This window comes from Selenomonas sp. CM52 (genome assembly GCF_000292955.1).
Lineage (GTDB): Bacteria > Bacillota > Negativicutes > Selenomonadales > Selenomonadaceae > Selenomonas.
Window position 1 is genome coordinate 68,071 of the sequence record NZ_ALNM01000033.1, and the last position, 25,660, is coordinate 93,730.

Genomic DNA, 25,660 nt, shown 5'->3' on the forward strand with positions numbered 1-25,660 from the left:
GGAGGAAGATTTTATGGCAAGAAGGCCCATCATTGCAGGCAACTGGAAGATGAACAATACGATCGCCGAGGGCGTAGCGCTCGTCAAGGAGCTTATGCCGCTCGTGAAGGATGCAAAGGACGTCGACGTCGTCGCTTGCCCGACGGCGACAGCTCTCGCCGCTGTGGCAGAAGCCGTCAAAGGCTCGAACATCCACATCGGCGCACAGAACGTACATTGGGAGAAGAGCGGCGCCTATACGGGCGAGATTTCGACGGATATGCTCAAGGAGATCGGCGTCGACTACTGCGTGCTCGGCCACTCCGAACGCCGCGAGTACTTCGGCGAGACGGACGAGGGTGTCAACAAGCGCGCCAAGGCTGCCTATGCGGCGGGCATCACGCCGATCATCTGCTGCGGCGAACCGCTTGAAATCCGCGAGGCGAACACCTACATCGACTTCGTGACGAAGCAGATCAAGGCGGCACTCGACGGCTTCTCTGCCGATGAGGTCGCTCATCTCGTCATCGCCTACGAGCCGATCTGGGCGATCGGCACGGGCAAGACGGCGACCTTTGAGCAGGCGGAGGAAGTCTGCGCCGCCATTCGCGCGACGGTCGCCGAGGTGTTCAACCAGGCGGCGGCAGACGCCATCCGCATCCAGTACGGTGGCAGCGTTAAGCCCGCAACGATCGCAGGACTCATGGAGAAGCCGAACGTCGACGGCGCTCTCGTCGGCGGCGCATCGCTCAAGGCGAAAGATTTCAGCGAGATCGTGAAATTCTGACGTGAGGAAATTCTGACGTGAGGAAATTCTGACGCAAGGAAGTTCTGACGAGAAGGAAAACTTTTGAGCGGCACTGCACATGCGATGCCGCTCCTTTTGGGGAGCAGCCTCTATGGGCGGCTTCCTGCAATATTTGTAACATACTCCATAGGAAAGGGGTAGATCTATGGCAACTTTGAAACATGCACCGGTCGCGCTCATCATCATGGACGGCTGGGGAATCGGCGACCCGAAAGACCCGACGAACGCCATCGCCGTCGGAAAGACGCCCGTCTTGGACGGCCTCACGGCGAAATATCCGCACGCCCAGCTGCAGGCATCGGGCGAGTACGTCGGCCTGCCCGACGGGCAGATGGGCAACTCCGAGGTCGGGCATACGAACATCGGCGCAGGACGCATCATCTACCAGGAGCTCACGCGCATCACGAAGGCGATCGCCGACGGTACGTTCTTCGAGAACAAGGCGCTGCTCCATGCCATCGCGGGTGCGAAGAAGTCGGGCGGCGCACTGCACCTCCTCGGTCTCGTTTCGCCAGGCGGCGTGCACAGCCACGAAAAGCACCTCTATGGGCTTCTTGAAATGGCGAAGCGGAACGGTATCGAGAAGGTCTATGTGCATGCCTTCCTCGACGGCCGTGACGTGCCTCCGACGAGCGCGGCGGGCTATCTTGCCGAACTCGAAGAGAAATGCCGCGAGATCGGCGTCGGCGAGATCGCGACGATCGCGGGACGTTACTACGCCATGGATCGCGACAAGCGCTGGGAGCGCGTCGAGAAGGCGTATGACGCCATCGCCAAGGGAGACGGCGTGAAGAAAGCGACGGCGAAGGAAGCTATTGAGGCCTCGTATGCGGAGAAGGTGACGGACGAGTTCGTCATCCCTGCCGTCATCGACGGCTATGCGGGCATGAAGAAGGGCGACGGCGTCATATTCTTCAATTTCCGCCCCGACCGCGCGAGAGAACTCACGCATGCCTTCACCGATACGAAGTTTGACGGCTTCCCGCGCGTTGAAGGGCTTGATCTCGCGTTCACGACCATGACGCAGTACGAGGAAGGCATGAACGTTGAAATCGCCTATCCGCCCGAGACCATCAAGAACACGCTCGGCTCGATCATCGAGCAGAAGGGCTTGACACAGCTTCGTATCGCCGAGACGGAGAAGTACGCGCACGTCACGTTCTTCTTCAACGGCGGCGTCGAAGAGCCGTACAAGGGCGAGGATCGCATCCTCGTTCCCTCGCCGAAGGTCGCGACGTACGATCTGCAGCCTGAGATGAGCGCACTCGAAGTCACGGACAAGGTCGTCGCTGCCATTGAGTCTGGAAAGTACGACTTCATCATTCTGAACTACGCGAACGGCGACATGGTCGGTCATACGGGCGTCATGGAAGCCGCCGTCAAGGCGGTTGAGACGGTCGATGCCTGCGTCGGCCGCTTCGTCGAGGCGGCGCAGAAGATGGGCGGCGAAGTTTGCATCATCGCCGATCACGGCAACGCTGACCGCATGGTCGACCACGCGACGGGGCAGCCTTTCACGGCGCATACGACGAATCCCGTGCCGTTTATATGCGTGTCCGACCGCGTGAAGAAAGCACATGACGGCGCACTATGCGACATCGCTCCGACGCTCCTGACGCTCGCAGGACTCGAAATCCCGCCCGAAATGACGGGCAAACCCCTCGTGGAAATGAAGTAAGGTTTGTTTTGCGGCGGGGGAAGGCAAGGCTTTTCCCCGCTATGTTTTTGGTCAACGAAAGGAGAACGCAAGATATGAAAAAATCCGTTTGGAAGTCCTTCACCGCCCTCCTCGGCATCCTCCTCGTCACCCTTCTCATCGCAGGCTGTGGACAGAAGGAAGAGCCGGAAGTCAGCATGGAAGCTCTTGGCAAGGCGCTCCTCCAGGAAGATAAGGCCGGCATGGAGAAGTTCGGCATTAAGGAAGGAGAAGTCCGTAGCGCCTTTATGAAATCCTTCGTTACGGCCTTCACCGCTTCGTCGGGAGGGCTTTTCACGAACGATCAGGCGCAGCAGGTTGGCGAGGCGTGCCTCAATGCATTGAAAAAATGCAATGTGAAGGCAAAGACGCTGGAAAAGAAGGATGACAAGGCGAAGGTCGAATTGACGATTGATACGCTCGACGCAAGCTCGATGGATATGAATAAGATTGCGGAAGAGACGCAGGCGGGCATCGCACCGGATGCTTCACTGGATGCGGCCATGGACGCATTTATGAAGAACTTCGCCAAGGCGATCGAAGGCCTCCAGCCGAAGGGTACGAAGACGATCCAGGTGGAATGCACCTATGACAGCTCCAAGGGCGTATGGCTGCCGAACGATATGGTGGGCACGTCAGATAAGATTCTCGAAACGGCGGGAGGAGAGCTGATGAAATAAAAACTGCATAAACTTATGCCTTACATGAAAGAAAAGTCGGAAAGAACGCAACGCCTTCCGGCTTTTCTTTTGCAAGTGGGAGGATACACCATATGAAAAAATCTGTATATCGTCTTGCTGCGAGCTTGACACTTCTTTTTGCCCTGCTCATGTTGACAGGCTTTGCGCCACAGGACGATGCGGCAAGGGATATGGAAGAGCTGTCGCGGGCTCTTTTGCATGAGGATGCGGCAGGGATGAAGAAATTTGGCTACGATAGGGAGATGCTGCGGCGTAAAAAACTAGAGGATTTTACAAAGTCATTTGCGGCCATTGGTGTTACATCGTTCACGGAAGATTTAATTCATCCCATATATGAGGCTTTCTGCGAGGCTGCAGGGAAGTGCGAACCCCAGGGACAGATTTTGTCGAAGAAGGACGGCAGGGCGACGGTAGAAATTTCTTTTAAGGCGATTGATTGCAGGAAAATAGATGCAAGAGAGGTCGTTGGAGATGTTATAAAAAGCGGCGACAATCGATTTGAAGAGAGAAAAACAAGGGAGGGTTTCATCAAGCGTTATGAAAAAGCTCTGAGAGAACTCGAACCGAGTGAAATGAGGCATTTTCGAGCGAATTGCGTATACGACAGCGAAAAGGGCGTATGGGTGCCGGAAAATCCGGGTGAATTCCTCATGGATCTTTTTAATTTTGCGACTGGCAGCATCATAGAGAGCGATCCGGCGGAAAGCATAAAAATGCTTTCCAGCGCATGGCTTCGCCAAGATTGGGAGGGTGTGAAAAAAGCGAGCTGGGGAAATCTCATGGGGACGGAGGAAGTGAATCTTCATGGAATTACGGCGAAGTCTTTCTCGGAGAGGTACAAGCGAGGATTTGGCGGAGGATTGTCGGATGGACAGGCGCAAATGCTCAGCGAGGCAACGCTGAAAGCCATGGGGCGTGTCGATATTCAGACGAGAACCCTCCGTCAGGAACGGGATAGGGCACAAGTGGAGATTACTGTCGAAACGATTGACCCGTTTCCACGCAAAGAACTTCTGGAGGCACGCAAGCGGATTCCTCCGGGAGCGACCAAACAGGAGGTTTTGGGGATGTTTGTGGCTGAGGTGATCGATCGCTTGGAGCATGCAAAGCCGAGTGGTAAAAAGACCATCTCGGTGGAATGTGTCTATTATGGAATTCAACGAACATGGATACCTGTTGGTATGGAAAATTTTTTAAAAACCTTGCTAGCATTGCCTGTATCACGTTGAATGGAAAAGCAAAAGGCTCGCAAGGAAGAAGGATGGTTCTTTCTTGCGAGCCTTTTGAGGTGTAAGGCGGACTCCTTGGAATCTGCGTTTGAATATGTACAGCGCTATACTCTGAGGACGTTATCACAGGAATCGGGAGAAAAAGCGAAACGTTTCACCTTGCACGATAGATTGAAAGTGTGTTCGTTTAATAGAAGCCTTCGAGGCAATTCAGAAGAACATTGACAGCAGTGTACCCACATTGGCATAGGAATTCATGCTCGTCAAGGAGCCTGCCGATGTATAGGCGAGCGCGCGCTGGTAGTTGGGGCCGAGCATCTGCTGCGCCGACGGGAAGATCTTGTCACGCTGCGTCTTGGCGAAGTCGACCTTCTTTTCTGTTGCACCCGCAAGGCCGTTCTTGCCAAGGATGTTCTCGACGCGGTTCGGCTCTTCCTTGAGCGCCTTCGTCAGCGCCGCGTCATTGACGGAGAGTGTGCCCGACGACGAGTTCACCGTGATGCCGACTTGGCGCAGGGTGTCCGCCTTGTATGAAGCGTCGCCGAAGAGCTTTTCCATGCCCGAAGCACGACTTGAGACGTCGGAGTAGTCGCCGAACATCTTGATCGTGTCGTTGTAATCCGAGACGAAGTCTTTGACGTTCTTGAGCGCGTCTTCCGTATTCTTCTTCGTGTCCGCCTCAGTCGCGCCCGTGACGTTGAAGTTCGTGTTCTTGAGTGCCGCAGACGTCTTGGAAAGAGAGTTCATCGCTGTATCGAATGTCTTGTAGAAGCCGTCGGAGGCTTCGTGGTAAGACTTCAGCACGGCGCGCGTGTTCTCCTTGAGGTTCATCAGGGCGTAGGCGTTCGAGCCGAAGCCTTGCGAGTTTAAGAGCGAGGAAAGCCCCTTGGAAGCGCGGGAGGACTGCGTTCCAAAAAGCGAATTGCCCGCAGTACCCATTCCGCCGAAAAGCGAGTAGCCGCTCTTCTGTGCAAAGCGGTACATGCCGTAGTTCGCTTGCGTCATGGAATATATCGTTGGCATGATGGCCAGCTCCTTTCGAGAATGTAAGATAGCATTGATTCGTCACGAGAAAATATACCGTTTCATTGAGTATATCGAAAGGTGGGAGGAATTTCTTTAGTATCTGGATTGCTCACAAGCGACCAAAATGCTGGTACCAGCTGTAGACGATGCTTTCTTTGTTCGCTGCGATGCCTTTAAGCAGACGGTTCAAATCTTTTGTCGGAATGCCGCTGTGATTATGTGCAACGATGGGATTGCCCGTTGGCGGAATCCAAATTTTTGTGGCGTTTGGTGTTGGTACACCTTTACAAACATGTATGTGTACAGGTTCGTCATTTTCATTCGACCAGAAAAAGAGACGGTAACCGAACAACTCACCCCACGTCGGCAATGACTTCACCATCCTCGCGTGCAATCTCCCAGATTAGAGCGCTGTTTCGCTGAACGAAATTGAGCAGCTCGGTGCGCTCGTCCTCGCTAAAGCCGCTGTAGCTTACGAAAGAGATGCTTGGCAGTAGGATTTCTGCCGTATCAAAGCCGTTTTCTGCTGCACGCTCCATATAGACCAAGATGCTTTCGCCCTTTTGAGCGGATTGGTGTATATCGGAAAATGTTGTGACGATGCCGTTGATCGTGCTGTAATGATGCTTCATGACGCACCGCCTCCTCTGAATATTTGCTACTTCAACTATAGAGGAGGCGCCGCGCTTTGTCAAATGGGAATTTCTCCTTGCCCCAAGGCTTTTCTTATGATATAATCATTCAGTCACAGGACAGTTGGTTCGAATGTTTAGGAATCACTGATAAATTCAGCCACCCATCTTCACACATCTGCGCTGTCCTCTCATCGTCGACAAATCCTCGACGTAGCACCGCTACGCCTGTGGTTTGTCTCCTCGATAGAACCAGCGCATCTGTGCAAATCTGGGCGACCTCATTTTATCAGCGCTTCCCCTTATTTTGAGCCTTCCCTGCTCCCGAGGGAGCCACAGACCATAGAGGAGGTGTTTTTGTGAGAAAATACGAGGTTATCTTTATCGTGAAGCCGATGGAAGAAGAAGCGACGAACGCTGTTATCGAGAAGTTCGTCAAGCTGATTCAGACGAACGGCGGCACGATCGACAAGGAAGACCGTTGGGGCAAGAAGCGTCTGGCGTATGAGATCAAGGATTACACGGACGGCTACTACTGCTTGCTCAATGTCACGGCTGAGCCTGCCTGCATGAAGGAGTGTGACCGCGTCATGAAGATCACCGACGATCTTCTGAAGCACATGATCGTGCGCGCGGAGGAGCTCATCGCGGCCGGCGAGAAGGCTGCGGCCGAGCCGGAAGCCAGCGAGGCAGAGTAAGCTGAGGGAGGAAATGCCATGAACAAGGTACTTTTGACCGGAAATCTCGCCCGCGATCCCGAGGTGCGCTACACGCAGAGCGGCAAAGCGGTCGCTTCGTTCTCGCTTGCGGTGAATCGCCGCTTCGGCAAGTCGAACGACGGGCAGCAGCCGTCAGCGGACTTTATTTCCATCGTCGCATGGGAGAAGCTCGCGGAATTCTGCGGCAACTACCTGACGAAAGGCAGCCGCATCCTCGTCGAGGGTCGCCTGCAGGCGAGAAGCTACGATGCGCAGGACGGCTCGAAGCGTTATGTGACGGAAGTCGTCGCAAGCGACATCGAGTTCGCCGGATCGCGTCCGCAGGGCGCGGGTGCGCCGGGCACGCCGATGCAGAGCAGTGCGCCGAGCCATCAGCCGCCTGCCGGACAGGAGTCCTTCGGCCCTTCCATACCCGATGAGGAAATCCCATTCTAAACAGGGGAGGGAATTGATTTGATCAGACGTGACAGAGGCAGACGTTCGCGCCGCAAGGTTTGCACGTTCTGCGTGGACAAGGTGGAGGTCATCGACTATAAGGATGTCGCGAAGCTGCGCCGTTTCATCACGGAGCGCGGCAAGATCCTGCCGCGCCGCATTTCGGGCAACTGCGCGAAGCATCAGCGCCAGGTGACGCTTGCAATCAAGCGTGCGCGCAACATTGCGCTTTTGCCGTTCACTGCGGAGTAAGGAAAAGAGAGCCGAAAGGCTCTCTTTTTGTATGGATAAGGGATGGGAGGCGCTCCTATGTGCTTTTCCGTGAGCGATATGACTTTGCGCTCGCATCTCGCGGTCACGGCGTATCTCGTCATCGGGCCTCATGATACGAAGGGGCGGCGCGTCGGCGAGATCGTCAAAGCTGCGGTGCGGGCAGGCTTCACAGCGGTGCAGCTTCGTGCAAAAGAGCAGAGCGCACGCGAGCAGATCGCGCTGCTCGGCGAGGCGGCGCGGGCAATCGAAGCGGCCGGCGCGGCAGCAAGCGTGCCGCTCCTCGTCGACGATCGGCTCGACGTCGCGCTCGCGGCGCGCGAGATGGGTATCGCCGTCGCGGGCGTGCATGTGGGGCAGAAAGACGTGCCTGCGCACATTTGCCGCCGCTTCCTCGGGGAAGCGGCGATCGTCGGCCTGTCGGCACATCCACAGGATCTGCCTCGACTTGCGCCTGAGGATCTGGCGGCTGCCGATTACATCGGCACGGGTCCCTTGCATGCGACGGTCTCGAAGCCCGACGCCGGCATTGAGGCGGACGGCAGTTTCCGCACGCGCAGCCTGGCGGAGATCGCCGCCTTCGCTCAAAAGAGTCCCGTGCCCGTGATCGTCGGCGGCGGTGTCAAGGCGGCTGATCTTCCTGCTGTCAAAGCGGCAGGCGCCGCTGGCTTCTTTGTGATCTCCGCCGTCGCAGCGGCGGCAGATGCGGAAGGTGCAGCGAGGGAAATGGTGGCGAGGTGGAAGGACTGAGACTGGTCTCGATGATGCGACTTGCCTATAAGTAAGCGGATGTGTTATAATACGAGTGGCAGGAAAGATATGGCGATACCATTTCTGTATGCGAAACGCCCCCCAAGATACCAGCTTGGGGGGCGTTTCTATCCTCTTTTTTGCGGGCAGAGGATTACGCCCCAGGCTTGTTGCCCGTTGATCTCTCGTCAAGCCATCTGCACAGATAGTGGCAGACTATCCCTGCCGCGACGGAGATAAGGAAGGATATGGCGATGTTTTCCATATCTGTATGCACCTCCTTCCTGTGCCGGTTTGGAGGTGGCAACGAGCAAAGTATACCATATTCTGGGGAAGAAGAGAAGGTGCGGTCAACGTCAGCCAATCACGCTTCGCCGTTGGCTCGCGTTCTTGGGACGTTTTCGCATACGACTTGTTACCCGTTCAGCTTCACCCCTTCGGGGTTCGCTTTACGGACAAGTCAGTAGCGGTCAACGTCGACCAATCACGCTTCGTCGTTGGCTCGCGTTCTTGGGACGTTTTCGCATACGACTTGTTACCCGTTCAGCTTCATCCCTTCGGGGTTCGCTTTACGGACAAGTCAGTAAAAAGGGCTGAAGCCATTGGCTTCAGCCCTGAAATTTCTTGGTGACTCCTATGGGATTCGAACCCATGAACCCGCCGTGAGAGGGCGGTGTCTTAACCACTTGACGAAGGAGCCGCATGAACACAATTTATTATATTACATATCCTGCAGTTTGGCAAGACTTTTTTTGAGACGATCGAGAGAATTTTTTTTGCCGAGCAGGAAGAGCACTTCCGTGAGGCCACCCGGCGTGACTTTCTGTCCTGAGACAGCGATGCGAAGCGGCCACATGACGGCACCCTTCTTTTCGCCGCGCTGTTCTGCGAAGGCGTCGAGCGCCGCGTTGATGGCATCGGGCGTCCACGGCTCTAGGCTGTCGAGCATCGGCAGCGCTTCGGGAAGAAGGGCGCGTGCCTTTTCCGGGTTCGTCTTGTTGCGCTTGTTCGTATAGCAGTCGAGGTCGTAGTCGGGCATCTCGATGAGGAAATGGATCTGCTCTTTGATTTCGCCGAGGCGGCTGAGGCGCGGGCGCAGGACTTCGGCGGCATAGTCCCACTTCTCGGCGAGTTCTGCCGGCAGATCGCCGGCGAAGGGACGCGCGAGTTTGGCGAAGGCGGCGGGATCCATCGACTTGAAGTATTCGCCGTTCATCCAGTCGAGCTTCTTGTAGTCGAAGATGGCGGGCGACTTGCTGATGCCGTCGAGGGAGAACGCCCCGATGAGCTCTTCCATCGTGAAGATTTCCTGATTCGTGTCCTTGGGCGACCAGCCGAGGAGCGCGACGTAGTTCGTGACGGCTTCGGCGAGGTAGCCTTCGTCGAGAAGCTGGCCGAAACTCGCTGCGCCGTGGCGCTTCGAGAGCTTCGACACCGTGCCGTCTTCGCTCTTTCCCATGACGGGCGGCAGGTGGATGAACTCGGGCAGCTGCCAGCCGAAGAATTCGTAGAGCAGCACATGCTTGGGCGTCGAGGTGATGTACTCGTTGCCGCGGATGACGTGCGTGATCTCCATGAGGTGATCGTCTACGACATTGGCGAAGTTGTACGTCGGCATGCCGTCGCTCTTCAAGAGAATCTGGTCTTCGAGTTCGCTGTTCTCGATCGTGATGCTGCCGAGGATCAGATCGCGGTACGTCGTCGAGCCGACAAGCGGCATCTTCTGGCGGATGACGTAGGGCGTTCCCGCCGCAAGCCGGCGCTCGATTTCCTCAGGCGCGAGATCGCGGCAGTGGCGGTCATAGCCGCCGAACTTTTCGGATTCCGACTCGTGCGCATGATCTTTCGCCGAGCAGAAGCAGCGATAGGCATGGCCGCTGGCGACGAGCTTTTCGGCATATTCCTTGTAGATCGCCTTGCGCTCGCTCTGCACATAGGGGCCGAAAGCGCCGCCCTTTTCGGGGCTTTCATCGGCGATGATGTGTGCGGCGGCAAGGCTCTCGTTGATGACCTCGCGTGCGCCTTCGACGAAGCGTTCCTGATCCGTGTCCTCGATGCGCAGGATGAAGTCGCCGCCCTGGGACTTCGCGAAGAGATAGCCGTAAAGCGCCGTGCGCAGATTGCCGATGTGCATGTAGCCCGTGGGACTGGGCGCGAAGCGCGTGCGTATACGATTGCTCAAGATGATTCCTCCCGATGCTCTTTTTGTATCTATTCTAGCTTCTTGTTGTAGTATATCAGCAATGCAGGCGATGTGCAAACCACATGCGGGCGTGAGAGAGTTCTAACTCGTATTTCTCAGGAGTCATGCTATAATGGACATATCCACGGAGAGGAAACACGTCGAGGGAAAATTTTCTATCTAGGAAAGAAAAGGAGAGATCGAGATGAACAAGATGAAATCCTTCCTCGCTGCGATCGCAACGGGACTCTTCCTGTGCGCACCGCAGGCGGCAGAGGCAGCAGCAGCGCCGCAGACTTCAGAGCCGCCCGTCCTCATGGTCGACGGCACGGGCAGGGCGGAGGCGGCGCCCGACTGCGCGACGATCTCGGTCGGCGTCGTCACGCAGGCAGCGGACGCGAAGACGGCGCAGGAGGAGAATGCGAAGAAGGCGCAGGCGGTGCAGCGGGCGCTCGTCGCAGCCGGCATCCCCGAGGCGAACATCCAGACGCGCGGCTACTACTTCCAGCCGCTTTATGAGCGCGAGACGCGCGAGAATGAGATCACGGGCTATCGCGCGGAGAACAATGTGACGGTGCGTGTCGACGATCTCACCGATGTCAGCCGCGTCATCGACCTCGCGCTCAAGAATGGCGCGAACAGCATATCTTCGCTGGATTTCGGCGTGAAGAATGCGGACCAGGTTCGCAAGATTGCCTTGACTGCCGCTGTCAATGACGCACGAAAGAAGGCGGACGAACTTGCCGCCGCTCTGGGCAGGCGCGTCATCGGACTGAAGGCCGTATCGGAGAACACCTATCCGTTCGCTGAGCGCAGCGCGGGTGCAAAGATGCTCATGGCCGCCGATGCAGCTCCGACGCCGATCGCGCCGGGCATGTTGGAGATGAGTACTGAGGTGCATATCGAGTATTACTTGAGCGAGTGAGGCTGGGCAAAGAAAGCTTGGCGGAAGATAAAAGCGTGCAAGAGGGGGAGATGAGAGTCTCCCCCCTCTTGCACGCTTTTATGTGATAGGAGGTTTCTCCCTGTAAAAGCGCTACGCACTCCATGTTTATAGGAAAAATATCTAGCATATATTTTCAGACCATAAGTCCTAAAAAGAAGAAATACGGGAATAATTCCTTGCAAATCTGCTTGCTTTATGCTATATTGTATAACTAATAGAGAGAAAGACCTAATGCTGCCGGGCGAAATATTGTAGAATTTCCCGAAATCTACCATAATTTATTAAATATATAAGTTATAAGTAATAATTATTAAAAAGAAAAAATAAGGGGAAAATAACCTGATATGATGGCAATGGAAAAAAAGTCTTTGTTTTTGGGACATATCTGCCGCGCAAGCGTTTTCTGTGCCTCGATCTTCGGCGTTCTGCCGACAGCGGCTTCTGCCGCGGAGGCTGTGCCTGACTGGGTCTATGAAGCGGTCGGGCAGCTTGAGGCGCAGGGCTATGTCGATCTTGCGGGCAAGATGCCGCAGGAGTGCTCGCGCGAGGAGCTTGTCCGCATTGTGGCGCAGGGGCTGCACGAGGTTGACCGCATACAGCAGGGAACGCTCGCGGACGAGTATGGGCGTCTTTCGAGTCTCGCCGTGCGCGACGAGGTGCATGTCAAGCTCTACCGAGAGCAGGAGCGCTTGGCGAAGAGGGCGCTTGCCGATGCTGAGGCGGCGGCGAAACAGGCGGAGGAGCGCCTCGTGCGCGAGTCTTTGCGCGGCACGAATCGCCTGGAGGTCATGCAACCGCTGCAGGAAAAGGCGTCGAAGGCGCGTCTTCGCCTGCAGTTCGCAGCGCGCGACTACGCGCTCGCCACGATGCGGCGCGAGAAGCGCGAGCTTGCTTTGACGAAGGTTTCAGAGCGCAGGCAGGAAGTCTTCTCGCGCATGACGCCAAGAGAAGGCGCGGTGCAGGCAGGCGCTGCGGCAGGTGCGCCCGCCTCGCCCGCGGCCGTTGCCGTCCCGGCTGCACCTGATTCTCTACCCGCCGGCGTGGGCGGTGCGTATTCTTACGGCGAGCCGCTTGTCGAGCCGGGCGTCGTGGACGCGGCGATGCGCCTTCGGGCAGCCTTCGTCGATGATCTCGCGCTCATGGGCTATGTCGACGAGGAGAATGCCGAGCAGCAGCTCTATTCGTCGGTGCTCCTGCCCGAGAAGCCTGAGCCGAGACTCAAGGTCGACGCCGAGGTGCGTGCCGACGCTTCGCGCTCGGGCGGCATTGAGCGCGGCGACAGCCGTGCGCGGCTGCGCCTTCGGGTCTTCCCCGATTACGACATCGACGGCAACTGGCATGCGGCGGCCATGATCGAGTATGAGAAGTACTTGAACGGCGGCACGGACGACGGCAAGCTCCGTCTTGACCGCTATTATCTGACGGGCAGGAGCGGCGTCTTTGATACGACCGTCGGCGTCTTTAGCGCGGATTTTGCCGAGGGCAATATCTACGACAGCAAGTTCCGTGGCGTGCGGCTTTCGGTCGGCAATCCCGTCCGCTATACGCTGCATTACGGCAAGATCGAGCGGGCGCACGAGGTGGCGGCACTTTCGGCAAGCTACGATACGCCTTTCTACGGCGTTGACGCCGGCATGTACCGCTTCGACAAGATCAACGGTGCGGCGCGCAACATCTACATGGGAAATTTCCGCGCACCTCTGGGAGATTTCGATTTCGGCGCGATGCTTCTCCATGGCACGGATCGCAGGACGGGCAACGGCACGGGCTATGTGCTGACGCTCGCGAAGAAGGGCGACGGCTGGCGTCCGGGTTCGATGTCCTACTGGCTCAAGTACTACCGTCAGCCGAGCGCCACCTACGTCAGTCACACGATGAACGGCATGGCAGATTACATGAGCTACGATGCGACGGGCGACGGCCCGAGACGCGGCGGCTTCCGCGGCTGGGGCGCGGGCCTCTCCTACACGCTGCAGAAGGATCTCATGTTCGGGCTTGAGTATTACGATCTCTTCGACCTCGATACGGCGAGGCGCAGCCGTACCGTCTGGGCGTCGCTTACGGGATATTTCAAAAATTATGAGGATTGAACAAGTACGCAGTGCGGAAAGAAGGAGGCAAACGCATGTTGGAGCTTTTGCACGATGGCAGGGCGAAGATCGCCGTCGTGGGACTGGGCTATGTCGGGCTGCCGCTCGCCGTGGCATTTTCGAGGCATTTCAGCGTCATCGGCTATGACAGCGACGAGGAGAAGATCGCGGACTGCCGCGCGGGCAAAGATCCGATGGGCGAGCTTGCCGCGGAAGAAGGCGCGGCGGAGCGCATCGACTTTACGGCGGATGCGGCGCGTCTGCGCATGGCGTCGTTCATCGTCGTCGCTGTGCCGACGCCGATCAAGGGCGACAAGACGCCCAATCTCAAGCCGCTGAAGAAGGCGACGCGCGTCATCGGCAGGCATCTGCAGCCGGGCAGCATCGTCGTCTACGAGTCTACCGTGTACCCGGGCGTGACGGAGGACATCTGCTGCACCATACTGGAAAGGGAATCGGGCATGCGGCGCGGCGAGTTCAAGATCGGCTATTCGCCCGAGCGCATCAATCCCGGCGACAAGGTGCATCGCTTGGAGAACATCGTCAAGATCGTTTCGGGCATGGACGAAGAGACGCTTGAAACGATCGCCGGAGTTTACGGCACGGTCGTCGAGACGCTGCATCGTGCGCCGTCGATTCGCGTGGCGGAGGCGGCGAAGGTCGCGGAGAACGCGCAGCGCGACATCAACATCGCCTTTATGAACGAGCTGGCTCTCGTCTTTCACCGCATGGACATCGACACTTCGGCTGTGGCGGATGCGATGGATACGAAGTGGAATGCGCTGGGCTTCCGTCCGGGACTCGTCGGCGGTCACTGCATCGGTGTCGATCCGTACTACTTTATCTATCAGGCGCAGAATCTCGGCTACTATTCGCCTCTCATCTCGACGGGACGCCGCCTCAATGACGACATGAGCGGCTTCGTCGCCCATGCCACCGTGCGCGAGCTTGTGCGCACGAAGATCGACCTCGCCCGGGCGCGCGTCCATCTTCTTGGCATGGCGTTCAAGGAGAACTGCCCCGACACGCGCAATTCGCGCGCCGCCGACGTATATCGCATCTTGCAGGAGTACGATCTGACGCTCGCCGCCGTCGATCCCGAGGTCGATGCGGCAGCTTTCCGTGCGGAGTACGGCTTCGGTCTGGAATCGCTGCACGATGTGCAGGACGCGGACGCTCTCGTATTTCTCGTGGCGCATGAAGCGTTCGCCCGGCTGTCGTGGGAGGAACTGCGTGCGATGTGCCGCGCGGATGGGCCGCATCTGCTCGTCGACGTGAAGGGGATGTACTCGCGCGAAGAAGCGGAGCGCGAGGGCTTCCGCTATTGGCGTCTTTGAGTTTGGGGTGAGCTTTGTAAGCGGATTTTTGAGGAAGGGGGCGGAGCATGAGCCTGAAAAAGATGGGGCTTCTCGCCATAGCGGGCATATTGATCGTCGCGGGCGCTCTCGTCGTCTTCCGTGATCATGTGATTGGCACGAAGAACGCGCAGGCGGAAATCACCGATCTTGGCAGTCTTTATGAGGCGACTGAGGAGATTGCAGCGGCCAAGGAGCAGTTTCAAAAGGGCATGGAGCCGGCGGAGATCGTGACGAAGGATGAGAAGCCTCACGTCGCCTTCGTCATCGACGGATTGCCCGATCGCACGACGACGGTGCGTCTGCTCGATGTCTTGAAGAAGCATGGCGCGAGCGCCGTGTTCTTCGTCGAAGGGCAGAACGCGGCGAATCAGCCGGAGACGATCGAGCTCATCCGCGAGGCGGGGCAGGAGATCGGCAATTATACCTTCGTGGGGGTCGCGGCGGTGCAAGAATTGCCGCAGGAGCGTCTGCTCGCCGAGATCTGCCGCACGCAGAGGGTCGTCGAGGTTCTTGCAGCGACGAAGCCGAAGCTCTTTCGGGCGCCGCGCACCGTCTATGACGAGGAGCTTCTGCGCGCCTTGCGCGCCGCAGGCGTCGAGTGCGCTGTGAAGGAGAGCGCGCATTACGCGCCGGGCTGGCTCAAGGACGAGGCGGGCGCGGCCGCCTATGCGGCGACGGTGCCTGCGGGCAGCATCATCGCGATCGACATCGCCGTGCCCGTCGAAGCCCCGGCGCAGGATGCAGCCGTCGAGGATGCACGGCCGGCCGTGGACAAGCAGCCGACCGTGGAGGACAAGCCCGTCGGGGAACGCAAGGCTGCGCCTGTCGATGCCGCCGACGAACTGGACTGGCTGCTGACGGCGCTGGAGAGCATGGGAAAGACGCCGGGCAATATTCATGATTTTCGTAAAATTCGATACGTTCCCGCCGCGCCATCGGCGGCAGTGCAAGGCAAGTAGGTGAAGAAATGGCAAACGAGGGATATGCGTCCGCAGACGGCGCTGGAAAAGATATGGATGCTGCCGAGCGCGGCGCAAGGGTGAATCGGGCGACAGGCGCGGCTCAAGAAGACGAGGTTCTCTACACGGTGAAGGAGGACCGCCGTCTGCTCTCGCATGTGCCGGATGCGACGGGACATCGCAGCAACCGCAGCCGGCGCGGCGCGTCCGCCGCCATGGAGTCCGATGACTACGTTCTCTATGAGCAGGATGCGAAGAACGGGCAGCGCTACCTCGTCGATTATCCCGTGAAGATCGAGGGGGCGGCGGGGACGCTTGCGGCGCGCGCCGTGGACATCTCGACGACGGGCATCCTCGTGCGGCTGGAAGAGGATGCGTGCGGAGCGGAGCTTTCGGGCGAGGTGAAGCTGACCTTCGAGATCGAGCCAGGCACGATGCCCGAGGGCTACGAGATGAAGGTGAAGAAGCTGCCGGCGACGGTCGTGCGCAGCTTCGGGCAGGAGGAAAAGCTCTACGGCATCGAGTTCAAGAAGTCGCTCGCTCAGTACGCCGCCGCACGCAGGCAGGGCTACATGTTCACGCTGGCGATCTTCTTCCTCGCTGTCATCACGCTCATCATCGTGCTCATGCGAGCTGAATCCGTCATCTATTTCAAGTTCAACCGCTGGCTGTATCTCTACAGCATTATTGCCGCGACGTTCCTTCTGACGCGTTACCTGTTTGCGATGTTCTACCGCCCCGTGCCCATCGATCCCGGCTATACGCCCGGCGTGACGATCATCATTCCGTGCTTCGATGAGGAGGAATGGATTCAGCGCACGATCCACAGCTGCATCAATCAGGACTATCCCGTGGACAAGCTCGAAGTCATCGTCGTCGACGACTGTTCCAACGACCGATCCGCCGAGCGCGTGCAGGAGATGATCGCCGAGCTGAAGGCGGCAGATACGAATGACAGTGCCTACCGCGTCTCCGAGCGCATCCGCTTCCTGCAGCAGCCGCAGAATCTGGGCAAGCGCGACGCCATGGCACGCGGCGCGAAGGAGGCGAAGCACGAGCTGCTCGTCTTCGTGGATTCGGACAGCTTCCTCGATCCCTTCGCCATCCGCAACATCGTGCAGCCGTTCAAGGACGAGGAGATGGGCGGCGTATCGGGGCGCACGGACGTCGCGAACACGTACACGAACGCCCTGACGAAGATGCAGGCGGTGCGCTACTCCATCGCCTTCCGCGTCATGAAGGCGGCGGAAGGCTACTTCGATGCGGCGACGTGCCTCTCGGGGCCTCTGTCCTGCTACCGCAAGGATCTCGTTTTGAAATACATGGACGCGTGGCTCAACCAGCGCTTTCTCGGACAGAAGGCGACATTTGGCGACGACCGCAGCATGACGAACTTCATCCTGCGCCACAATCGCACGACATATCAGGATTCCGCCGTCTGCATGACGATCGTGCCGCGCTCCTATTCCGTGTTTTTGCGTCAGCAGATGCGCTGGAAGCGCTCTTGGCTGCGCGAGTCACTGATCGCGAGCCGCTTCATGTGGAAGAAGGAGCCTTTCATGTCGCTCGGCTTCTACATGGGCGTTCTCGTGCCCATCGCCGCACCCGTCGTCGTCATCTACAACCTCCTCTACGTACCGATCATGCATCGGGTCTTCCCCGTGAGCTTCGTCGTCGGCATGCTGATGATGGCGCTCCTCATGAGTATGGCGCAGCTTCTTATTCGACGCAGTACGACATGGATCTATGCCATGTGGTTCTGCATCTACTATGAAGCTGTGCTCCTGTGGCAGATGCCCGTCGCATGGGTCACATTCTGGAAGACGACGTGGGGTACGCGCATGACGCTCGCCGACATCGCTGCGCTGAATAAGAAAAAGAACAAGGAGAAGGACGGCCGCGTCATACTCGACAAGGCGGCGGAGAGGGCAGCATGAAGAAGAAACGTGTATTTGTGCGATTGAAGCAGGGATTGTCGCAGGCACAGGAGCGGCAGGTGCAAAAGGCAGCAGAGGACTTTGCCACCTCGCCGGATGTCCAGGGTACGCTGCCGAATACACAGAGCGGCATGCCGAACGTGCAGGGTGTGTCGTTTCTGATGTGTGTGACCGATGCGCAGGGACGTCCGCAGTGGGTTCCCGTCGTACCGTTTGCTGCGTCGCCGCAGGTGCAGCCGCCGATACAGCCCGCGCCGCCGCAAGCGCAGGAACAGCCGCCGGCAGTACAGTCCGCGCCGAAAGCGCCGCAGCCGCCAGTGTCGCCGCAGCAGCTGCAAGCGCAGCAGCCGGCGCAGCAACAACCGCCAGCGACGCAGCAGCCGAAAGTGCAGAACAAGCGTCCGAAAGCGCAGCCCGCACTTGCGGACGCTGCCTTCACACGGCGCAAGAACCGCCGCAAGAAGGTGCGCACCGCCATGGAGTTCGTCTGCATTGCCGCCGCGCTCTTCGTGCTCATGGAGCTTTTTTTCACACTCAAGACGTACGACCCTGCGGCTGCTGCAGCGGCGGGCGCACAAGACAAGGGCTTCATCGCCCTCTCCTACTTCGGCGTCGACCGAAACGGCGATACATCGACGCTCATCGGCAAGGAAGAGCTGCGCCGCCATCTCGCCGAGCTCAAGAGCCAAGGCTATGTGACCATCTCGCAGCAGGACGTCCTCGACTACTACCGCGAGGGAAAGAAGCTGCCCGAGCGCTCGCTCTTCCTCATGTTTGAGGATGGGCGGCGCGACACGGCAATCTTCGCGCAGGAGATCATGGAGGATTTGAACTTCAAGGCGACGATGATGACGTATCCCGAGAAATTTGCCAAGAAGGACACGAAGTTCCTGAGTCCCAATGACTTGCACGAGATGGAAAACTCGACATTCTGGGAGATGGGAACGAACGGCTATCGCCTCGCCTACATCAATGTTTTCGACCGTTATGACGACTTTCTCGGCGAGCTTGACCCGCTGCGCTTTGATATGGTGCGCGGCTGTCTTGGCCGCCGCTACAACCACTACTTGATGGACTACATCCGCGACAAGGACGGCGTGCCGACGGAGAGCGAGCGCCAGATGGAGCGGCGCGTCGCCTACGACTACGCGCGTCTTCGCGACATCTACGGTGAGGAACTCGGCTATGTGCCCAAGGCGCATGTGCTCATGCACGCGAATACGGGACGCTTCGGCAATAATCCGCGCGTCAGCGCCGTCAACGAGCGCGAGATTCGCGATTCCTTCCCGATGAACTTCAACCGCGAGGGCTTCGTGCTCAACAAGCGCACGAGCAGCCTCTACGATCTCACGCGCATGCAGCCGCAGCCCTATTGGCCGATCAACCACCTGCTCATGCGCATCAACTACGATACGGACGGCGCCCTCTCCTTCGTCGAGGGGCGCGAGGAAGGACGCCGCGCCTGGGAGCTAAAGGAAGGGGCGCTCGAAGCCCGCGAGGAGACGCTGATCTTGACGACGCTGCCTGAAGGCAAGGCACTCGCCCGCCTCGCGGACGTCGAAAATCTGCGCGACCTCCGCTTGGAAGCGGAGCTTGAGGGCAACGCCTTCGGCTCGCAGCAGATCTTCCTCAGAAGCTCCGCCGATCTTTCGGACGCCGTCTGCGTCACACTCGTCAACGACCAACTCGTTGTGACAGAAATCGTGGGCGGCGCGAAACGCGAGCTTTACCGGGAAAAGCTGCCCGTGATTCTCGGCGAAAAGATCCTTTCTGTCGAGGAGGTGCGCAAGGAGGCGAAAATCGCCGAAAACGAGGCTTTCGCGCGCTATGCGCCATCGCCCGCCGCAGCCAACGAGTACATGGGACGCGCGAATGCGGTTCGCGAGGCGTACGCCGCTGCCGTCGAGGACGGCGCCGCTCCCTACGAGGGAAGCGAGAGCTTCCATCGCCGCGGCAAGTGCAGGCTCGTGATTCATCTTTCGGGTGACCGCCTGAGCGTCGATGTGGACGGTCATACGGGCCCTGAGGATCTCGCCGTCTCCCGCACGGAGCGCGGCGCAGTCTTCCTCGGCGCTTCCTGGCAGGGTGAGGCATGGAGTCAGCGCAATCTCGCCGACGACGTTTACGACGGCGTCTTCAAGAAGGTGCGTGTCCTGACGGAAACGGGGCACGAGAGCAAGGAGGAGCGCGTCCTTTACACGAGCGAATACAAGGGATGGGAAAAGGCGAAGCACAGGGCAGGGGAAATCTGGGACGCTGTCCTGCGCTGGTTCCTTGAATATGTATGATTTGCATGAGGCAGAGAGGGCGCGTGAGAGAAGCTTGCGCGCCCTATGTGGTGTACAGGAGGGGCTGTTTTTATGCGTTGGTGGATGTTGGGACTGTTTCTTGCCGCGGGGCTTTCCCTCGGGGGATGCGCACAGGCGGAGTCGCTGCAGAGTGCGCCGCACGCGCCCGTGGAGCTTTCCTCCTGGCACGTTCGCTGGGATGCGGCGGCCGGCGACGCCGACTATCGCGCGATGCGCGGCAAGCTCTCTAAGGTCGTCCTCTTCGCCGCTTGTTACGACGAGAAGGACGAGCTTTATGTGCCGCAGGAGGTGCAGGCGCTCGTAAACGCCTACAGCATTCGCAAGGTCGAGCGGTACTTGAGCTTCACGAATGACATCCTAGGGAAAAAGCATGTGGAAAAGGACAGGGAACTTCTGCGCCGCCTGCTCGCGACGGACGAGGGAATCGAAAAAGAGGCGCTTCGGATGGCGGAGACGGCAGAGAAGTTCGGCATGGAGGGCGTGGAACTCGACTACGAGAACTTCCGCAAGGACGAAGAGATCATGACGCGCTACCGCGCCTTCCTTCAGAAGCTCGCCGAGGTCACGAAAGAGCGCGGCCTGAAGCTTCGCGCCGTGCTCGAACCGTCGATGTCTTTTGAGGGGCTTCCCGCAGAAGCCGAGTACGTCGTGATGTTCTACAACCTCCATGGCAAGCATAGCGGCCCGGGCCCGAAGGCGGACCGCGACTTCATCGAAAAGACGCTGAAGAAGATGGAAGCCCTGCCCGGAAGGAAAGCGGCGGCCTTTGCGACGGGCGGCTGCCTGTGGCAGGATTACGGCTTCTTCGGACTCAAGAAGGGCGAGGCGCGTTTCCTCACGGAGAAGGAGGCGGCCGCCTTGGCGAAGAAGCACGGCAGGACGCCCGAGCGCGATGCCGAGAGCGCGGCGCTTCACTTCACATTCTCGGCGGACGGGCACGATGGGGAAGTCTGGTATGCGGATGCAGAGACGCTGAACGCATGGATCACGCTCGCGGCGGAGAACGGCGTCGAGGCGGTGAGCCTCTGGCGGCTCGGCGGCAGCGAAACCCTCGCCGATGTACGATGCGAGTAGAGGAAAGGAAGAGATGGGAAAGTCATGCGCGATGGGAAGATAAAGAAAAGAAAAGGGAAGAAGGGTGCTCTCTGCGCCATGGCCTTCTTGGTCGTCGCCCTTTGCAGCACCGCGGCAGCCGCCGCGCCTGCGGCTGAAAGAGCCGATGCCGCTGCCGCCTTCGAAGCGTCAAGACTCGCGGCGCTCGCGGGCACGGAAGCTTCTGCGCGGCAGGAAGAGGCGGGGAGAGCTTTGGAATTGCCGGACGAGGCGGAAGAAGCGCAAGGCTTGCGCGGACAGACGATGCAGGAGAGCACCGCGGAGAGCGCTGAGGAGAGCGCCTATGCCGCGCTGCGCAGGAAGAATCGCGGGCATATCGCCGAGAAACAGCGCTTTATCTGCAGCACGAAGCCCGCCGTCATCTTCACGTTTGGCGGTTTGTCGAAGGAAGCGCCGCTTCTTGAAATATTGGAGGAAATGAAGGCAGAGGGGATGCGCGGCACCTTCTTTGTCACGGAGCGCGAGCTTTCGAGGAATCGGAGGAATATCGAGCTGATTCGCGCATACGGACAGGAACTAGGCATCGGCCTGCGTCCCGAGGAGGGCGCGGGCTTCGACGACTATTGTGCGCAGATCGAGCGCATCCGCGAAGGGCTTCGAGTCTACGGTCAGGAAACGAATGTCGTGCGCCAGATGTCGGGCGCGGACGAGCCGGCGATCGGCGAGGCCGTTTCGGCGATGGGCTGCATCCTCGTCGGACAGGGCTTCAACGCCGTGCAGTCGAAGCACAAGGACGCGCAGTCGCCCGCAGAAGTCATGCCCGATCTCTTCGGACGCTGGACGACGTCGTTCAATCGCGGCGAGATCATCTACATGCGCACGGACTACTATACGCGATCGTCGCTTGCTGTCGAGCTTCTGCGCACCTTGAAGCGGGAGAAGGTCGACAACATCGCCTATGTGACGCACGCCCTGCCCGAGGAGCGAGAGCGGGAGCGGGCGGCCTCGGGCTATGCCTGCACATCTGTCCTCGATGTTCTCGGCGATACATCGGCTCTTTATACATATCTCGTCGATTTGGCGACATTGCCCGAGGAAATCCGCCCGTACATCCGCAAGGAGAAGCTCAAGGGCAGCGCGTTTTCGCAGGAGTTCTACAAGCGCTACGTCGGTGCGCCCGAAGTCGGCGAGACGGATCGCATGCTCGGCTTTTCGCGCATAGAGATGCGTCGAGCCGACAGGACGGGCATCGTCAAGACGGCGCCCGCGCGAACCGTGTTCTTCACCTTTGACGACTGGGGCAGCGACGATTCCATCAACCATCTGCTCGCCGTCTTGAACAAGCATCGCGTGCATGGCACGTTCTTCATCATCACGAAGAACATCCACAACAATCCGAACCTCGTGCGTGCCATCGTGGCGAATGGCAACGAGGTAGGCAGTCATACGGACACGCACACTCCCATGTGCGTGCAGGACAAGGGTGGCAGGAACAAGGCCATCATGGACGAGGAGACGTACGAACTCGACGTGCGCTCCTCCTACGAAAAGCTTGCGCTGACTATGGGAGATATGCGCCTGCCGTCAGGAAGATACGCCTTGACGCGCATCCTGCGCCCGCCGACGCTCGCCGTGAGCCGCACGGGCGTCGCGAGCATCTTGCATAACGGCTTCGATTACATCGTCAACGGCAGCGGCAGCACGGAGGACTACAACGCTGTCTCGATGGAATCGCTCGTTGGCATCCTGCATCGCCTGACGCACGAAGACGACGGCTCGGTGAAGCGCGGCGCGATCCTCGTCATGCATATGAGCGCGACCTCCATGCGCACGGCGCCCGCGCTCGACATGCTGCTGACGGCGAACGACCTCCTGCCCGACGATCACCCGGGAAAGTTCAAGGTCGCCCTCCTCGGAGATTACCTGACGGCAGACTACGACCAGAGGATGAAGCAGATTCCGCTGGCGAAGGAGAAGACGATCAGTCCAGTTTAAGGAAACGCTGATTGATTCAGAGTACCCTCTATTTTCTCTGTGCTTCATTGAGGTACAAAAGACGCGCAGCCCTTTTGTCGGCGGCGCGTCTTTTTTCATTATGATTGCTTTTTAGAGGAAGTCAGGACGATCTTCGGTGTTGCCTGTGTCAATTTATGGCCTCACGTCTTACGGAAGCATGGGGAATCCGTCCGCGTCCTTCGGGCTGCAGGCAAAGCATCTGCTGTACGGGTATTGCGGCGATCCGTCGTTCTGTCGCGTTGTTGAGTCGTTCGCCTCCATCGTATATCATCAGGAACGGCCGTATTCTTATAGAGGAAAAAGTTTTGTGTTTCAAAAAGAAAACGTTTGCTTTTTTAAAATCCATAGAGTATAATAGAAAACGTAAGAAAGAAAACGTTTACTATATTTCCCACTCCTATTATTTTCAAGGTTTGTTTACGGGAGACGCATAGTCGTTTCCCCATGATGAAGGAGGAAGTCACATGGAGGAGAAGAAATTCATTCTCACCATCAGCCGCCAATATGGCTGCGGCGGACGGGAGCTTGCCGGGCTGCTCGCGGAGAAGTTGGGCGTCCATCTCTACGATCGTCAGATCGTGCATCTTGCCGCGGCGAAGCTCGGCATCAACGATCTGAATGAGAAGGAGCTGCTTGAGTTTGAGAATACAGTGAAGCCGCTGTCCTCGCGCTTCATCCCGTTTCACTCATTCGGCATGGCGATGGGGGAGTCGAGCCAGGGGATGTTTATGGCGGAGTCGAACGTTGTGCGCAAGCTCGCCGCCGACGGTCCCTGCATCTTCCTCGGACGCTGCGCGGACTATGCGCTCCGAAAGCGCGACGATGTATTTTCCGTCTTCGTTTGTGCGGACGACGACTACCGCGAGGAGCGCGGGCGCACGGTCTACGAGGGCAAGACGCTCAAGGAGCTGAATCGCGAGAACGAGAAACGCGCGCGCTACTATGACTACTATACGGGGCGCAAGTGGGGCGACGGAACGCACTATGATCTCGTTGTGAATACGAGTAAAGAACCGCTCGGAAAGATTGCGGACGGCATCATCGCCTACATCCGCACGGTCAAAGGCTGAGGAGGGCTTCCCATGTCGGACAAAAAGAGCAAATTCTGGCCGCGTATTGCGTATTCCTGCGGCACTTTCGGACATGATGTGTTCTATGCCATGCTCGCGACGTACTTCATGATCTTTGTCACGAGCAATCTGTTTCACTCCGAAAACCACGAACACGATGCTTATATGATCGGCATTGTGACGACAATCATCCTCGTCTTGCGCGTGGGCGAGCTCTTCCTCGATCCGTTCATCGGCAATACGATTGACAAGACGAAGACGCGCTGGGGCAAGTTCAAGCCGTGGGTGATTGTGGGCGCGTTTGTTGCTGCAATTTCCCTTGCGATCCTCTTTACGGATATGGGCGGGCTGACGGTGTCGAATCCAATGCTCTACCTCGTCCTCTTCGCGCTGCTCTATCTCATCATGGATGTGTTCTACTCGGCAAAAGATGTTGCGATCTGGTCGATGATTCCCGCTCTCTCGTTTGACTCGCATGAGCGTGAGGTGACAGCGACTTATGCGCGTATCGGCTCGGTGTTCGGCGGTCAGTTGGTGACGGCGATCGTCATGCCCGTCGTCCTCTATTTCTCGCTGAACGAGAATGGCGGCGCCGGTGACTCGAGCGGTTGGTTTGCGTTTGCCGTCATCGGCGGCGGCATCGCGACTCTCGGGGCGATCATCCTCGGCCTTGGCACGAAGGAAGAGGATTCCGCATTGCGCGAGAACAAGACGGAGACTTCATTCAAAGATGTGTTCTCCGTGCTCATCAAGAATGATCAGCTCCTCTGGATTGCGATTGCGTACCTTGTCTTCGTTCTCGGTCAGAATGTCATCAACAATTTCAACCTGTATTACTTCATCTACGTGCTCGGGGATGCGAAGCAGTTCTCCTTCCTCGGTGTCATCAACGTTATCATCGGTCTGCTCGCCGTGGCACTCTTCCCGACGCTGACGGAGAAGTTCAGCCGCCGCAAGCTCTTCTTCGCTTCGGTTGCCGTCATGCTCCTCGGCATCGTGCTCTACGCGATGGCGGGCACGAACGTCATTATGACGCTCTTTGCCGCAGGTCTGTTCTCCCTGCCGCAGCCGCTGATCTTCCTCGTCGTGCTCATGACGATTACGGACGCGGTCGAGTACGGGCAGCTGAAGCTCGGACATCGCGACGAGGCGCTTGTCCTCTGCGTGCGTCCGCTGGTGGACAAGCTCGCAGGTGCTATTGCGAGCGGCATGATCGGCCTTACCGCAATCTGGGTCGGCATGACGAGCGGTGCGACAGCGGAGACGATTGCTCCGGAGAATCTCTTTCACTTCAAGCTCGTGATGTTCGCTGCGCCGTTTGCCCTCATTCTGCTCGGCACGATTCTCTATCGCGCGAAGGTGACGCTCACGGAGGCGGAGCACGCGCGCATCGTGGAAGAACTCGAAGAGAAATGGGATGAAATGAACAAGTGATTCTATTTTAGGAGATGGGAAAGCGGTCGGCGGCGGCCGCTTTCTTTCGGAAGCGCTGATA

At 58.3% G+C, this 25,660-nt stretch carries 22 protein-coding genes and 1 tRNA gene; 18 read left to right on the forward strand and 5 right to left on the reverse strand.

What is annotated here, in order from left to right:
• Positions 1-13 precede the first annotated feature (13 nt).
• From tpiA to HMPREF1153_RS08965, 4 genes are all read left to right on the forward strand, one after another.
• Positions 14-766, forward strand: a complete 753-nt coding sequence (gene tpiA / locus HMPREF1153_RS08950; RefSeq protein WP_009646582.1) for a triose-phosphate isomerase — start codon at positions 14-16, stop codon at positions 764-766.
• A 166-nt stretch (positions 767-932) separates the two neighbouring features.
• A complete protein-coding gene (gene gpmI / locus HMPREF1153_RS08955; protein ID WP_009646607.1) occupies positions 933-2,465 on the forward strand; it encodes a 2,3-bisphosphoglycerate-independent phosphoglycerate mutase in 1,533 nt (510 codons plus the stop codon).
• Positions 2,466-2,539: 74 nt separating this feature from the next.
• The gene (locus HMPREF1153_RS08960; protein ID WP_009646589.1) at positions 2,540-3,163 is read left to right on the forward strand and encodes a DUF5105 domain-containing protein; all 624 of its coding nucleotides are present in this window, start codon (positions 2,540-2,542) and stop codon (positions 3,161-3,163) included.
• 92 nt (positions 3,164-3,255) lie between these two features.
• Complete coding sequence (locus tag HMPREF1153_RS08965; protein WP_009646628.1) at positions 3,256-4,413, forward strand: hypothetical protein; 1,158 nt, start codon at positions 3,256-3,258, stop codon at positions 4,411-4,413.
• A 210-nt stretch (positions 4,414-4,623) separates the two neighbouring features.
• Here HMPREF1153_RS08965 and fliD read toward each other — a convergent pair whose 3' ends face one another.
• The 3 genes from fliD to HMPREF1153_RS08975 all read right to left on the reverse strand — a co-directional run bounded on the left by fliD (position 4,624) and on the right by HMPREF1153_RS08975 (position 6,071).
• Positions 4,624-5,436: a flagellar filament capping protein FliD gene (fliD, locus tag HMPREF1153_RS08970; protein WP_009646630.1), complete on the reverse strand. Its 813-nt coding sequence runs from the start codon at positions 5,434-5,436 to the stop codon at positions 4,624-4,626.
• Positions 5,437-5,548: 112 nt separating this feature from the next.
• Positions 5,549-5,821, reverse strand: coding sequence for a DUF4160 domain-containing protein (locus HMPREF1153_RS12425; RefSeq protein ID WP_009646633.1), 273 nt, complete (start codon positions 5,819-5,821; stop codon positions 5,549-5,551).
• Entirely contained in the window at positions 5,793-6,071 is a 279-nt protein-coding gene (locus HMPREF1153_RS08975) for a hypothetical protein (protein WP_009646629.1), read from the reverse strand. The genes HMPREF1153_RS12425 and HMPREF1153_RS08975 overlap by 29 nt, the downstream gene beginning before the upstream one ends.
• Positions 6,072-6,430: 359 nt before the next feature.
• Between HMPREF1153_RS08975 and rpsF the strand changes: the two genes are divergently transcribed.
• Genes rpsF through HMPREF1153_RS08995 form a run of 4 tightly spaced genes read left to right on the forward strand, consistent with a single transcriptional unit; the run spans position 6,431 to position 8,245 of the window.
• Positions 6,431-6,769: a 30S ribosomal protein S6 gene (gene rpsF, locus HMPREF1153_RS08980; RefSeq protein ID WP_009646637.1), complete on the forward strand. Its 339-nt coding sequence runs from the start codon at positions 6,431-6,433 to the stop codon at positions 6,767-6,769.
• A gap of 18 nt (positions 6,770-6,787) precedes the next feature.
• Positions 6,788-7,225, forward strand: a complete 438-nt coding sequence (locus HMPREF1153_RS08985; protein WP_009646643.1) for a single-stranded DNA-binding protein — start codon at positions 6,788-6,790, stop codon at positions 7,223-7,225.
• Between the two features lie 18 nt (positions 7,226-7,243).
• Entirely contained in the window at positions 7,244-7,477 is a 234-nt protein-coding gene (rpsR, locus tag HMPREF1153_RS08990; protein WP_009646569.1) for a 30S ribosomal protein S18, read from the forward strand.
• Positions 7,478-7,534: 57 nt separating this feature from the next.
• Entirely contained in the window at positions 7,535-8,245 is a 711-nt protein-coding gene (locus HMPREF1153_RS08995; protein WP_009646596.1) for a thiamine phosphate synthase, read from the forward strand.
• Positions 8,246-8,870: 625 nt separating this feature from the next.
• Here HMPREF1153_RS08995 and HMPREF1153_RS09000 read toward each other — a convergent pair.
• A tRNA-Glu gene (locus HMPREF1153_RS09000) sits at positions 8,871-8,945 on the reverse strand.
• A 21-nt stretch (positions 8,946-8,966) separates the two neighbouring features.
• On the reverse strand, positions 8,967-10,427 hold the full coding sequence (gltX, locus tag HMPREF1153_RS09005; protein ID WP_009646564.1) for a glutamate--tRNA ligase: 1,461 nt from the start codon (positions 10,425-10,427) through the stop codon (positions 8,967-8,969).
• Between the two features lie 205 nt (positions 10,428-10,632).
• On the opposite strand from gltX, the gene HMPREF1153_RS09010 reads away from it, so the two are divergent.
• From HMPREF1153_RS09010 to HMPREF1153_RS09055, 10 genes are all read left to right on the forward strand, one after another.
• On the forward strand, positions 10,633-11,352 hold the full coding sequence (locus HMPREF1153_RS09010) for an SIMPL domain-containing protein (RefSeq protein ID WP_009646620.1): 720 nt from the start codon (positions 10,633-10,635) through the stop codon (positions 11,350-11,352).
• 374 nt (positions 11,353-11,726) lie between these two features.
• The gene (locus tag HMPREF1153_RS09015; protein ID WP_232208262.1) at positions 11,727-13,463 is read left to right on the forward strand and encodes a translation initiation factor IF-2; all 1,737 of its coding nucleotides are present in this window, start codon (positions 11,727-11,729) and stop codon (positions 13,461-13,463) included.
• Positions 13,464-13,498: 35 nt separating this feature from the next.
• The gene (locus HMPREF1153_RS09020) at positions 13,499-14,800 is read left to right on the forward strand and encodes a nucleotide sugar dehydrogenase (protein WP_009646590.1); all 1,302 of its coding nucleotides are present in this window, start codon (positions 13,499-13,501) and stop codon (positions 14,798-14,800) included.
• Between the two features lie 47 nt (positions 14,801-14,847).
• Positions 14,848-15,780 carry a polysaccharide deacetylase family protein gene (locus HMPREF1153_RS09025; protein WP_009646606.1) on the forward strand — a complete coding sequence of 311 codons (933 nt, stop codon included), beginning with the start codon at positions 14,848-14,850 and terminating at the stop codon, positions 15,778-15,780.
• An 8-nt stretch (positions 15,781-15,788) separates the two neighbouring features.
• Positions 15,789-17,717: a glycosyltransferase gene (locus tag HMPREF1153_RS09030; RefSeq protein ID WP_009646562.1), complete on the forward strand. Its 1,929-nt coding sequence runs from the start codon at positions 15,789-15,791 to the stop codon at positions 17,715-17,717.
• Positions 17,714-20,005 carry a hypothetical protein gene (locus HMPREF1153_RS09035; protein WP_009646665.1) on the forward strand — a complete coding sequence of 764 codons (2,292 nt, stop codon included), beginning with the start codon at positions 17,714-17,716 and terminating at the stop codon, positions 20,003-20,005. Before HMPREF1153_RS09030 ends, HMPREF1153_RS09035 begins: the two co-directional genes overlap by 4 nt.
• Positions 20,006-20,077: 72 nt before the next feature.
• A complete protein-coding gene (locus HMPREF1153_RS09040; protein WP_009646640.1) occupies positions 20,078-21,100 on the forward strand; it encodes a glycosyl hydrolase family 18 protein in 1,023 nt (340 codons plus the stop codon).
• Positions 21,101-21,178: 78 nt separating this feature from the next.
• Entirely contained in the window at positions 21,179-23,074 is a 1,896-nt protein-coding gene (locus HMPREF1153_RS09045) for a polysaccharide deacetylase family protein (RefSeq protein WP_232208264.1), read from the forward strand.
• Between the two features lie 485 nt (positions 23,075-23,559).
• The gene (locus tag HMPREF1153_RS09050; RefSeq protein WP_009646647.1) at positions 23,560-24,165 is read left to right on the forward strand and encodes a cytidylate kinase-like family protein; all 606 of its coding nucleotides are present in this window, start codon (positions 23,560-23,562) and stop codon (positions 24,163-24,165) included.
• A 12-nt stretch (positions 24,166-24,177) separates the two neighbouring features.
• Positions 24,178-25,599, forward strand: a complete 1,422-nt coding sequence (locus HMPREF1153_RS09055) for a glycoside-pentoside-hexuronide (GPH):cation symporter (protein ID WP_009646663.1) — start codon at positions 24,178-24,180, stop codon at positions 25,597-25,599.
• Positions 25,600-25,660: the final 61 nt, after the last annotated feature.